Origin of the sequence: Flavobacterium tagetis, assembly GCF_016735615.1 — a bacterium.
GTDB lineage: Bacteria > Bacteroidota > Bacteroidia > Flavobacteriales > Flavobacteriaceae > Flavobacterium > Flavobacterium tagetis.
On sequence record NZ_JAERSF010000001.1, the window covers coordinates 135,371 to 148,725 of the forward strand.

Here is a 13,355-nt window from a genome sequence, read left to right on the forward strand (position 1 = left end):
TGTCAATTTGATAACTAGATAATTAGCTAATTAATTCATTTGATGATGCGTTAAGTTTTTGATAATGTAATTAAAAAACTTATAATTTAAACAATAAATTGCCTATTTTGCGCATTATCTAATGATAAAATAGCCCCAATATCTAATCATTAATCCTCGTAAAAAAGTGTCGAATAACTGAAACAATTAGCAGTTTTATTCGACTAACTCATTTTACAAGGTGCAAAAATAGCGTATTTTAAAATATGGCGAAAGTAAAATATTATTACGACCCAGAAAATCTGGCTTATACAAAAATAAAAACCAGAAAAAGAATAAAAATAGGTTACGCATTCTTGTTTTTACTGGCATCGGCTCTGTTTGGTTTCTTAGTTTTTGTTCTTTTAATTAACACACCTTATTTCGAAACTCCAAAAGATCGTTTACAGGCACGTGAAATTGAAAATTTGAAACTACAATATGCCATTTTGAATAAAAAACTGGATGAAATTGATGAAGCTGCAGATGCTTTAGAAGAACGTGATAATAATATTTATCGTGTTTACTTCAATAAAGCTGAAATTCCAGATTCGATTCGAAAAGCTGGTTTCAGAAGTTCCGACAGATACAAAACACTAGAAGGATATAACAATTCTCAATTGGTTTTGAATGCAACAAAAAGAGTTGATAAATTATCGAAGCAATTGGCAATTCAGTCTAAATCTTTAGATGAGATTTTAAAATTAGCTGGAGCTAAAGAAAATTTATTATTGGCTATTCCTGCCATTCAGCCAGTTCGAAATGAAAATTTAAAACGTGTCGCGTCAGGTTTTGGATATCGCATTGACCCTTTCACGAAAGTGAGAAAAATGCATAACGGAATGGATTTCACCGCCAATACAGGCGCTCCAATATACGCAACAGGAGATGGTGTTGTGGAAAGAGCTGACAACACAGCTTCAGGATACGGAAATCATGTTGTGATCAGGCACGGTTTTGGATATGAGAGTTTGTACGCGCATTTGAGCAAATACAATTGTCGTCCGGGGCAGCGTGTAAAACGTGGCGATGTTATTGGTTATGTTGGAAGCACAGGAAGATCTGAAGGTCCGCATTGTCATTACGAAGTGCATAAAGACGGTAAAGTAGTCAATCCGCTGAATTTTTATTATGGAAATATTTCAGCTGTAGAATATGTTGCGATTTCACAAATGGCAAACCAAGAAAATCAATCATTAGATTAATAGTACAAAAAATACTATTTTTGAAGTAAAATAGAAAAAAACGAATCATGCATATTGAACTTTCTAAAGACAAAAGATATTACAGTATTGGCGAAGTTGCCAAAGCTTTTAATGTCAATGCTTCTTTGATACGATTTTGGGACAGCGAATTTGACATTCTAAAACCTAAAAAAAATGCAAAGGGAAATAGAATGTTCACTCCAGACGATATTACCAATCTTCAATTGATTTATCACTTAGTTAAAGAAAGAGGATTTACGCTTGAAGGTGCCAAAACACACTTAAAAGAAGGCCAGAAGAAAACGTTAGATAAATTCGAAATAATACGTAAATTAGAGTCGATAAAAACGCAACTGAACGACATAAAAAACGAATTGTAATTAAAAATAGAAATAAACTTAAATCAAAACAAACATGAAAAAGTGGTTAATCCCTGTAGGAATTATTGTAGCACTTATTGCTATTATCGCATTTTGGTCGATTGGTATTAAAAATACTGCTTTACAACACAGTCAAGCTGTAAATAAAGAATGGGGAAATGTTCAAACGGCTTACCAAAGACGTAATGATCTTATTGGGAATTTAGTAAACACTGTAAAAGGTGCTGCTGACTTTGAAAAAGGAACTTTAACTGCTGTAATAGAAGCTCGTGCAAAAGCTACTTCAGTAACAATTGATCCAAGCAATGTAACTCCAGAACAATTAGCAGCATTTAACCAAGCTCAAAGTGGAGTAACTTCATCTTTATCAAGATTATTGGTTTCTGTTGAGCAATATCCAACTTTAAAAGCTAATGAGAATTTCTTGAAATTACAAGATGAATTAGCAAGTACTGAAAACCAGATTTTAACAGCTAGAACACGTTTTAACGAAGCGGTACAAGTTTACAACGGATATGTTTTAAAGATTCCAAACAACTGGTTCTTGAGCGAATACAAAGAGAAACCATACTTTGAAGCTTCTACTGGAGCAGACAAACCTGTTGAAGTAAAATTTTAAGAATACCTAACTAACTCTAAAATCATTTTCATGTCAAAAGTAGAAGATTTTTTAACCAAAGAAGAAGAACAAGAAATTGTTGAAGCTATTCGTATGGCCGAAAATAATACTTCTGGCGAAATTAGAGTACATATAGAAAAAACAACTTCTAAAGTCCATTTTGATAGGGCTTTAGAAGTTTTTCATGAATTGCGAATGGATGAAACTAAACTGAAAAATGGTGTATTGCTCTATTTTGCCGTTGAAGACAAAAATTTTGTGATTTGTGGAGATAAAGGAATTAATGATTTAGTTTCTAATGATTTTTGGGATTGCACCAAAGACATTATGGTGAATCACTTTAAAGCTGGCAATTTTAAACAAGGAATTGTTGACGGTATTTTGAATGCCGGCGAACAGCTTAAAAAATATTTTCCTTCTCAGGAAGATGATGTAAACGAACTATCTAACGAAATCTCAAAAGGATAAATAATGAAAAATTCCAAAATTAAAATCCCAAATTCCAATAGAATTTTTCAGATTACTTTTTTATTTATCGCATTATTTATCAGCAATGCTATTTTTGCGCAATTTGAGATTCCACCAAAGCCAAGTTTTCAAACTTCTGTTTACGATTACGCTAACATTTTAAGCTCTACAGAGAAAGCACAATTAGAAGAAAAACTAATTCGTTACTCCGATTCGACTACCACTCAAATCGTAATTATCACTATTGAAAGTTTAAAAGGAGAAGATGTAAGCCAATTAGCAACAAAATGGGGTCAAACTTGGGGAATTGGAGGAACTAAACAAGATGATAATGGAGTTGTTATTCTTTTAGCTAAAAATGAGAAGAAAATTGCCATTAATCCAGGGTACGGACTTGAAGATCGTTTAACGGCAGGTATTGGCGGAACAATTATCAGAAACATCATTATACCGGAATTTAAAGCAGGAAGTTTCTACAACGGTCTTGATAAAGGAACTGATGCCATTATTGATGTTTTTAAAGGAAAATTTAAAGGCGAACGCAAACAAGCCAAAGGACAAGATTTCCCTATTCTACCTTTTATCGTAATTGTTGTAATTGTTTTGATCTTACTTTCTCGAAATAAAAGAGGCGGCGGAGGAAATTCTGGCAACAATGGCGGCGGTCCTAGCCTGCTCGATGTTATTATTCTGAGTAATCTTGGAAGAAGTGGCGGAGGCGGATTTGGAGGCTTCGGCGGCGGATCATCTGGTGGTGGTTTTGGCGGAGGCGGTGGCTTCGGTGGCGGATTTGGCGGTGGCGGTTTCTCTGGCGGTGGATCTAGCGGAGGCTGGTAATTTATTCTGGTTCTAATTTTCTTTGTTTCAGGTTTCAAGTTTAGGTTTCAATCTTAAAAAATCATACATTTACATTTTACAATTTATTAATAGATGTTATCACATAAAGCAAAATACGCCCTTAAGGCCTTACTTTATTTAGCAGAACAAGACGAAAATCACATTTCTAGAACTGTAGAAATCGCTGATGGCGCTAACATTCCTAAAAAGTTTTTAGAGCAGATTTTATTAGATCTAAAACGCGGTCGTTTTGTAAGCAGTAAGCAGGGAAAATTTGGCGGATACTATCTAATTAAATCCAAAAACGATATCACTTTGGCAGAAATTCACCGATTATTTGACGGTGCAATTGCCCTTTTGCCATGCGCTTCTTTAAATTTTTACGAGCCTTGCTCTGATTGTAAAACCGAGTCCGAATGCAGTCTTCGTCACGGTTTAATGCTAATTAGAGATAAAACTTTGAAGGCTATGGAAGGCATCACAATCGCCTCATTGGTAAAAAAATAAAAAAATATTTTCTAAAGTCTAGTAAATCGATAGAATTAATTATATATATTTGCCAAAAATAATTAACTAATCATTTACAAAATTTTAACTCATGAAAGTACATTCTAGTAAATCAGGTGGACAAAATCTTTTGCAAAAAAAACATAATTATAATTTCACAATCGTGAATACTGCTTCATCTATGATGTGTATGTGTTGGTAAAAAAAAATTTAATTTTAAATTCTACTAATCATATATACTTAATATAAAAAATGAAGACATCTATAAAAAATATACTTACAATACTTGCAGTTTTAACATTCTCAATCTCATTCGCGCAAAAAATTGACGGGGTTGTTACAACAGATCAAAATATTCCTTTAGAAGCAGCCAATGTGGTAATTAAAGGAACAACTTTTAGCACAATTACAGATTCTGAGGGAAGATTTTCGATAGAATCACAAGGAAAATTACCGCTTACAATCCTAGTTCAATACATTGGCTATAATACCGCTGAACTTGAAATTACAGCTATCCCTGCTTCACCTTTATTGGTGACTTTACGCGAAGAAAACAAACTTGTTGAGGTTGTAGTTTCTTCAAGAAGAAGAATTGAAAAAGTACAAGACGTGCCTATTGCCGTTTCTGTAGTTACAGGAAAACAAGCAGAAGCAGCAGGAGCTTTCAACGTAAACCGTATTAAAGAATTGGTTCCTTCTGTACAATTGTATTCTTCTAATCCAAGAAATACTGGAATCAACATTAGAAGTTTAGGTTCACCATTCGGACTTACCAACGATGGTATCGATCCTGGAGTTGGTTTCTACGTAGACGGTGTTTATTATGCGCGTCCTGCAGCAACTACTTTAGATTTTATCGATGTAGAACAAATCGAGGTATTACGTGGCCCACAAGGTTCTTTATTCGGAAAAAACACAACTTCTGGAGCTTTTAATATTACATCTCGCAAACCAAGTTTTACAACTGGTGCCGATTTTGAATTGAGTTACGGAAATTACGCCTTTTTACAAGCTAAAGCTTCTATCACTGGAGCATTAGGGAAAAAAGTTGCTGGTCGTTTATCTTTCTCAGGTACACAACGTGATGGTTTAATTGATAACATTGCGACAGGAAGACCAACCAATACTTTAAACAATCAAGGTTTTAGAGGACAATTATTATGGACTCCTACTGAAAATACTAACATTACTTTTGCAGGAGATTTAACAACACAGCGTCCTGACGGATATGCGCAGGTTGTTGCTGGTGTTGCCCCTACCCAAAGGGCTGCATACCGTCAGTTTGATGCTATTATTAAAGATTTAAATTATCAACTACCAAGTTTAAATGCTTTTGACCGTAAAATAGATCACGATACACCTTGGCGTTCTGGACAAGATTTAGGAGGTGTTTCTTTAAACATTGACACTAAAATTGGAGGCGGAACTCTAACTTCTACAACTGCATGGCGTTTCTGGAACTGGGACCCGTCAAACGATAGAGATTTTACAGGGTTACAAGTTTTAGCTAAATCTCAAAACCCAACAAGACAAACTCAGATTACACAAGAGGTTCGTTATGCTGGACAATTAACTTCAAAAATTAGCGGTGTTGCAGGAGTATTCTTTATCGATCAGACTTCTCAAACAGATGGTACAGAAGAATCAGGAAATGCTCAATGGAGATTCTCTCAAAGTTCAACTAGTCCATTATGGAAAACTCCAGGTCTTTTTGAAGGATACGGAATTAAAACTGATGCAAGAATTAGAGCTTCTAGTGCTGCAGTATTCGGACAGCTTGATTGGGCTGTTACAGAGAGATTCCACATTTTACCTGGTTTGAGATATAATTTTGATAAAAAAGACGCAAGTTATTCTCGTAAAACTTATGGAGGTCTTCAGACTACAGATCCTGCCTTATTGGCTTTGAAAAAATCGGTTTACTCTGATCAAGCATTTGATTCAGATACTGACAATACAGACTTTTCTGGAAACTTAACGCTTACTTATAAAGCATCAGACAAAATCAACGCTTATGCAACTTATGCAAAAAGTTACAAGCCGGTTGGAGTTAACGTAGCTGGTCTTCCAACAAATGCAGCGGGACAGCCATTAACTGAACTTGCAGTGGTTAAGCCAGAAAAAGTAAATCATTATGAAATTGGAGTAAAAACTTCTCCTTTCAAAAACTCAATTTTCAACTTAACGTTCTTTAATACTGACATCAAAGATTTCCAAACCAACGTTCAGGCAGCTGAATTAGGTGTAAACCGTGGATATCTTGCCAATGCGGATAAAGTACGTGTAAGAGGTGCAGAATTGGATGCAAGTTTTGTTATCAATTCGCATGTAACAATTAATGGAGCGGCAACTTATACAGATGGTAAATATGTGAAGTTTACTAATGCGCCACTACCTTTAGAAGAAACTGGAGCACCAGTTGCCTTCAAAGATGTTTCTGGAACTGAATTGCCAGGAGCTTCAAGATGGGCAGGTTCTCTTGGAGGTGAACTTTCGGACAACGCAAAATTCTTTGGTAATGCTGGAAAAATCTTCTTTGCTGCTGACGGATACGCTCGTTCTGAATTTTCTTCAAGCCCTTCGGCTTCAAAATATTTAGTAGTACAAGGTTATGCAATCTTTAATGCTCGTTTAGGTTTCCGTGCTTCGCAAGGTTTATCTATTCAGATTTGGGGAAGAAACCTTTTCAATAAAGATTACTATGAGCAATTATTGCCTGCAGGTGGTAACACAGGTCAATATGCTGGAGTTCTTGGTGATCAAAGAACTTACGGCGTTACATTTAAGTATTCACTGTAAGATGGTTAGTTAGTTTTAGTATTAAAAAGGGATACATTTTAAAATGTGTCCCTTTTTTTTATTTCACAAAATAACTTTCAAATCAAATTTTAAAATAGACGGAAATAAGATCATTTGTATAAATTCGCAGCCTGAATTTATAGTTTTTGAACAGATCTTTTAGATTACTTTTTATTATAATCTTTCTTTGTCAGCTAATTACTGGGCAAAATCAAAGAAATATCGACCAGCAGACTTTGACTTGGATTCGATACTATAATATTTTTCCGTTATCCGAAAAATGGGCTATTCATTCTGAATTTGATAATCGAAGCTTTGTAAAACCTGTTCATGAGAATCTTTTCGTTATACGATCTCAAGTTCGTTACAGAGCGACTAATATGATGGATTTTGGTGCCGGATTTGCCTTTTTTAGCGTCAATACTCAAAACCCAAACCTTGATCCTGATTATTCTGTTCCTGAATATCGTGCACAGCAAGACCTTACTTTAATTAATGATATTGCCAAAATCACTTTTCATAATCGCTTTCAACTAGAAGAACGATTCATTCAAAAAGCAGATAAAAACGGACTTTTAGACGAATTCTCATTTGCATACCGATTCAGATACCGTTTACAATCTATGTTTACTCTATGGGAAAAAGAAAGAAGAAGCATAAAGGGAACTATTTCAGATGAAATTTTATTTAATTTCGGAAAAGACAATCGTAGAAATACATTCGATCAAAACCGTTTTTATATTGCGCTACGTTATCATTTCAATCCAAATCTTGGTTTAGAATTGGGTTATTTAAAGAACTTTCAAAGACGCGCAAGCGGTGTAGATTTCTACGATCGTGATATTGTAAGGTTTACGGTTTATCATAGAATTAATCGTAAAAAGTTATGAGTTATGAATTATGAGTTATGAGTTATACAAAAAATGCCTGTCAAATTAAATTTGACAGGCATTTTTTTAACCTTTGAACCTTTGTTCCTCTGAACCTTTGCACCTTAAAAATCAAGACCCCCTCTGTCTCTTTCCTCCTTTTTTACTTTCGGCAAAGTTTCCAATTTTATAGGCTAAAGAAAACATTACATATCGTTTTAAAACGGTGTTTTCTTCATCTCTAATTGAAGTTGGTGAAATGGTTCTTGTTGCACTTTGGTTCTGATTTAAAACATCATACACTTTTACTTTAGCATATAATTTTTTATCTAAAAATCCGTAAGACAAACTCGTATTCCAAAGGAAGAAATCTTTTTTGAAATCGTCTGAAATATTTGAATTATAAGTATATCCAAAGTCATTTCCGAAGATTAAATTAGCTGGCCAATATGATGTTGTCTGCATATTAATTCTGTGAATTACGTTTGAAGTGGCGTCTCTTGAATAGTTTTCATATCTCGTTTCGTTATACGATAAACTATAAGATGGCGCAATCGAAAGCACTTCTCCATAATCATAAGAAGCATAAACACTTGGCGTAACGACAACCGATTTTGCATAATACAAAACAGCATTTGTAAATCCTTTATCAAAATTATAATTACCGCTTAAACGCAAACCATATCTGATAGTATGAGCATCTTTTTTAATCTGCTGGTTCCAGTTTCCTCCAACCGAAGCCGAATAAGTTCCTGAAATATTTACATAAGTCGTATTTCTTTTTCCGCTGTCATCATAAATCGAAGTAGAAACAATATCATTACTGTAATAATCTCCTTTAAGAAATAAACTGTACCCAGAACGCGTTCTAAAATCAAAATTCTTAAAATCGATGCCCGTTGTACTTTTTTCAATCGGGTTTAGATTTGGATTTCCAATTACACTATTTAACGGATTATTTAAATCTGCAACTGGCATTAATTGTGTTGCCGACGGAAGCGCATTAGAATAATCGTATTTAAAAGTCAAATTTTTAGAACGATTAAATTTATATCTAAGCTGTGCTGTTCCGTAAGGAAGCATATATCTCTTATTCAAATCTGTAGCTTGATTCAAGTAAAAAGAATGATTATCAAATTCTACAATTGATGTTCTTGAATTTACATTCAACGTAAATTTACTTTTCTGCCAAGTAATACCAACTTTCGGTGCAATCGAATTTTGTTTTGATGTAGTATAATTGGTCAGCGATAAATTTAAATCTGAGTATTCTTGCGATGCATCATCAAAATTGAATGTTTTTTGATCGTTCATAGAACTTTGCCAGTCAAAATCGGTTCCGAAACGCAGTCGAAGCGAATCTGTTACAGGCTCTGTATATTCAAGATCAAGCGAATAAGCATCACTTTTTGATGTATTTTTTGCATTCTGATTTCTTTCATCATTTGGTTTATTATCCTGATAAAAAATAGTCTCAGAAATATTGATTCCGTTCGAATCATTTTTAGTGTTATTGTTGTTAAAAACCACACTTAAATTACGCGATTGCTTCTTAAAAGTTTTATTGAAGTTAATACTGTTAGCAAAACTTGTATTTGAACTTTCTGTGTGCGATGTTGCCGTACTTTCGTTCAATGCATCGCCATTTTCATTTTCAGAAAAAGTCGAAGAAGACGAATTGCTGTTCGATTCTGATAAATTCAATTTAGGAGCAAAAACAATCTGCATAGTAGGATTGATTTTGTATTCCAGTTCAAAATTTACTTTGTTTCCTGTGTTTTCATTTCTAGTTTTAGAATCTGCTTCGGTTAAAATATTTCCTGTTGGCAACAAACTAAGCTGGTTTGATTTACTTTCGTTTTTGGTTATAGCATTTGTAAAGTTGTAACTGCTCATAAACTCCAAATCCTTTGTCCAATCATCAGAATAATTAATTCCGGCCAAAGTAGACTGCGTAATTCCCTTTCCTCCACTGCTCGCGCCTTGACTTCCTCCTTTTGCATTTCTTCCGCCTCCCATATTATCAAAAACCTCATCCATAGAAAATCCGGTCGAGTTGATATTGTTTGACGAAGCCAATACGCTTATTTTTTGCTTATTCTTAAAGAAGTTCATCATTAAACTGCTTTCGTAGCGCTCGTCTGAACCATATCCACCAAGGACTTTTCCGAAATAGCCTTTATTTTTCTTTTCGTCAATGGTAATATTTATACTCGAATAATCTGAAGTCGATTCTTGTTTAGCCAGTTCTTCTTTTTTGGTTTTAAAATCAGAAACTTGAACTTTTTTAATAATATCAGCCGGAAGGTTTTTAATGGCAATAGCTCCATCTTTATCAAAAAATGCTTTTCCGTTGACTAAAACCTGATTGACTTCTCGTCCATTTACCGTAATTTTTCCCGTGTTATCAACATCAAATCCTGGCAACTGTTTCAGTAAAGTTTCCACATTTGCATCTGGACGCACTTTATAAGAACCTGCATTAAATTCTAGAGTATCTTTTTTAATGGTAATTGGCGGTGCTTCGCTTTTAATTACCACTTCATTCAAGACATTGGCATTTTCAAGCAGGTACAATTTACCAAAGTCTTTACTTTCTGTAAGCGCTTTTTGCTCTTCAAAATAAGTTTGATATCCTGTATAATTTACTTTTAAGAAAACTGGCTTATCATACTTTTTAGTATTGATAATAAAATTTCCGTTTTTATCGGTTGTAGCATATTCAATAATTGTTGAATCTTTTACGGCTGTAAAATAAACGGTGGCGAGTTCAAGCGGAAGCTGCGAGTTGATATCAACTACAGTTCCTTTAATAACGATATTGTTTTGTGCATTTGCCGAATAAACAAAAGCTAGAAACAATAGTAATGAATAAATTCTGGTCATAAAATTAGGTTAGTTAGATCAGTAAGACTTAAAAAAATGCAAAAGGTTTAATTGTATTTTTTACATTTATTCAAATATAATGCCAATAAAAAATTGATACTATAATAAAGATAGACACAAAACATAAAAAAGTCCCCTATTCAGGGGACTCATTTTTTTATTTTTCTCTTATATAAATATCGATTGGAACTCCTGCAAAGTCCCATTTCTCTCGAATTTTATTTTCCAAATACCTTTTATAAGGTTCTTTTACATATTGAGGCATATTAGCAAAAAATACAAACTGAGGTGTTTGTGTTGGCAATTGCATACAATATTTAATCTTTACATATTTTCCTTTTGTTGCTGGTGGCGGATACGCTTCAATCACTTTCAACATGTACTCGTTGAATTTTGAAGTCGCAATTCTTTGTTTTCTGTTTTCGTAAACTTGAACTGTTGCTTCAAGCGCTTTTAATAAACGTTGTTTCGTTAAAGCAGAAACGAATAAAATTGGCACATCTGTAAATGGCATCAATTCTTTTTTGATTTTATCTTCGTAATCGCGAGTAGACATCGTATCTTTTTCTACTAAATCCCATTTGTTTACCAAGATTACAACACCTTTACGGTTTTTCTCTGCTAACCAGAAAATACTCTGATCCTGACCTTCAAATCCGCGTGTTGCATCGATCACTAAAATACAGATATCAGCATGTTCGATAGCACGTACAGAACGCATTACAGAGTAAAACTCTAAATCTTCTTTTACTTTTGCTTTACGACGAATACCAGCAGTATCAACCAAATTAAATTCGAAACCAAAACGGTCAAATTTAGTATCAATTGCATCACGAGTTGTTCCAGCAATATCAGTAACAATATAACGATCTTTACCAATCAAGGCATTGATAAAACTAGATTTTCCTGCATTCGGACGACCTACAACTGCAAAACGAGGCAAATCTTCTTTAACCTCAACTTCTGGTTTTTCTGGGAAAGCTTCAATTAAAGCATCTAATAAATCTCCTGTTCCGCTTCCTGAAATACTTGCAAATGTGAAATAATCTCCTAAACCAAGATTATAAAACTCAATTGCATCTTTCTCACGCATTGCGTTATCTACTTTATTTACAGCCAATAAAACTGGTTTTGTTACTTTACGAAGCAATTTTGCAACGGTTTCATCCATTGGCGTAATTCCTTCTTCAACATCAACCACAAAAATAATAACATCGGCTTCGTCGATAGCAAGCTCTACCTGTTTACGGATTTCACCTTCGAAAACGTCATCAGACCCTCGAACGTATCCACCTGTATCAATGACAGAAAACTCTTTTCCGTTCCACTCGCTTTTACCATAGTTTCTATCACGGGTAACCCCAGATACTGAATCTACAATAGCTTCTCTTCTTTGTATCAGCCTATTAAAAAGGGTCGATTTCCCTACATTAGGTCTTCCTACTATCGCAACAATGTTATTACTCATTTTATTGAATTTTAGTCCCGATAGCTATCGGGATTAGATTTAAGATTTCACTTTTTGATTATATAACAATAAATTATAAGTCAAAAATGCTTTATTTAAATTTTTTGCAAAGGTAGTTAAAAAAACTACTAATTTGCTATCCCGATAGCTATCGGAACTAAGTACCTAAGTTTTTATTGTTTTTTTTGCATAATTTTCAGGAGCTAATCCAGCTATCCGCTATATCTTTTCCTGGCTAAAGAAGCCAGAAAAAGGATACCGCTCCTATCTGGGCTAGGACACCTATTTTCAAAAGAACTTTCGTTTAACGATTAACCGATTAAACAAAAAAACTACTGATTGTAACCAAATCGTTTCAGCATATTTGCGTTGCTTCTCCAGTTTTTGTTCACTTTTACATAAAGTTCAATATGAATTTGTTTTCCGAAGAATTTCTCTAAATCAGCACGGGCATCGGTTCCTACTTTTTTCAAAGCGGCACCTTTGTGTCCAATGATGATTCCTTTTTGTGTGTCACGCTCCACCATAATTACTGAACGGATTCGTATAATATTGTCGGTTTCATGAAATTCTTCTGTTACAATTTCTACTGCGTATGGAATTTCTTTAGCGTAATTCAATAAGATTTTCTCACGGATTGTTTCATTAACAAAGAAACGCTCTGGTTTGTCTGTTAATTGGTCTTTAGGGTAATACGGTGGTGATTCTGGCAATAATTCGATAATTCTTCCGAAAACTTCTGGAACATTGAAATTCTGCAAAGCCGAAATCGGGAAAATTTCTGCATTTGGCACTTTTTCTTTCCAAAAAGTAACTTGCTGTTCTAACTGTTCTTGGTTTGAATTGTCAATTTTATTTAAAAGTAATAAAACCGGAATCTTAGCATGAATGATTTTCTTGAAGAAGTCTTCGTCTTTCAAATCCTGCTCCCCTATTTCGACCATGTAGATTAAAATGTCAGCATCTTCAAAAGCCGATTTTACAAAGTTCATCATCGATTCTTGCATTTCGTATGCTGGTTTGATGATTCCAGGAGTATCAGACAAAACCAATTGAAAGTCTTCTCCGTTTACAATTCCTAAAATTCTATGACGTGTAGTTTGTGCTTTTGATGTAATGATCGACAATCGTTCTCCAACGAAAGCGTTCATCAATGTTGATTTTCCAACATTTGGATTTCCGATAATATTTACGAAACCTGCTTTATGTGACATTTGCATGATATTTTAAGATGCAAAGGTAGTCATATCAACTCAATACAGAAAATAAAACATTTTTTTAAGTTTTCGTTGGATTTCT

Annotated in this window: 11 protein-coding genes; 8 read left to right on the forward strand and 3 right to left on the reverse strand. The window is 34.2% G+C overall.

Annotated elements, in window-relative coordinates:
* The first annotated feature begins 245 nt into the window (after positions 1-245).
* From JI750_RS00550 to JI750_RS00585, 8 genes are all read left to right on the forward strand, one after another.
* Positions 246-1,223 (forward strand): M23 family metallopeptidase, encoded by a 978-nt coding sequence (locus JI750_RS00550; protein WP_201998240.1) that lies wholly within the window; start codon positions 246-248, stop codon positions 1,221-1,223.
* A gap of 47 nt (positions 1,224-1,270) precedes the next feature.
* Positions 1,271-1,603 (forward strand): MerR family transcriptional regulator, encoded by a 333-nt coding sequence (locus JI750_RS00555; RefSeq protein WP_111364203.1) that lies wholly within the window; start codon positions 1,271-1,273, stop codon positions 1,601-1,603.
* Between the two features lie 34 nt (positions 1,604-1,637).
* Positions 1,638-2,222, forward strand: coding sequence for a LemA family protein (locus JI750_RS00560; protein ID WP_201998242.1), 585 nt, complete (start codon positions 1,638-1,640; stop codon positions 2,220-2,222).
* Between the two features lie 30 nt (positions 2,223-2,252).
* Positions 2,253-2,690 carry a TPM domain-containing protein gene (locus tag JI750_RS00565; RefSeq protein ID WP_201998244.1) on the forward strand — a complete coding sequence of 146 codons (438 nt, stop codon included), beginning with the start codon at positions 2,253-2,255 and terminating at the stop codon, positions 2,688-2,690.
* 3 nt (positions 2,691-2,693) lie between these two features.
* Positions 2,694-3,527: a TPM domain-containing protein gene (locus JI750_RS00570; RefSeq protein ID WP_201998247.1), complete on the forward strand. Its 834-nt coding sequence runs from the start codon at positions 2,694-2,696 to the stop codon at positions 3,525-3,527.
* Positions 3,528-3,620: 93 nt separating this feature from the next.
* Positions 3,621-4,034, forward strand: coding sequence for an RrF2 family transcriptional regulator (locus JI750_RS00575; RefSeq protein ID WP_012023964.1), 414 nt, complete (start codon positions 3,621-3,623; stop codon positions 4,032-4,034).
* A 252-nt stretch (positions 4,035-4,286) separates the two neighbouring features.
* Entirely contained in the window at positions 4,287-6,833 is a 2,547-nt protein-coding gene (locus JI750_RS00580) for a TonB-dependent receptor (RefSeq protein WP_201998249.1), read from the forward strand.
* Between the two features lie 146 nt (positions 6,834-6,979).
* On the forward strand, positions 6,980-7,723 hold the full coding sequence (locus JI750_RS00585) for a DUF2490 domain-containing protein (protein WP_236672945.1): 744 nt from the start codon (positions 6,980-6,982) through the stop codon (positions 7,721-7,723).
* A gap of 111 nt (positions 7,724-7,834) precedes the next feature.
* On the opposite strand, the gene JI750_RS00590 is transcribed toward JI750_RS00585, so the two are convergent.
* The 3 genes from JI750_RS00590 to era form a co-directional block, all read right to left on the reverse strand.
* Entirely contained in the window at positions 7,835-10,588 is a 2,754-nt protein-coding gene (locus tag JI750_RS00590; RefSeq protein ID WP_201998251.1) for an outer membrane beta-barrel protein, read from the reverse strand.
* Between the two features lie 157 nt (positions 10,589-10,745).
* Positions 10,746-12,056, reverse strand: coding sequence for a ribosome biogenesis GTPase Der (gene der / locus JI750_RS00595; RefSeq protein ID WP_201998253.1), 1,311 nt, complete (start codon positions 12,054-12,056; stop codon positions 10,746-10,748).
* 332 nt (positions 12,057-12,388) lie between these two features.
* Positions 12,389-13,270 carry a GTPase Era gene (gene era, locus JI750_RS00600; RefSeq protein WP_111422569.1) on the reverse strand — a complete coding sequence of 294 codons (882 nt, stop codon included), beginning with the start codon at positions 13,268-13,270 and terminating at the stop codon, positions 12,389-12,391.
* Between the last annotated feature and the right edge of the window lie 85 nt (positions 13,271-13,355).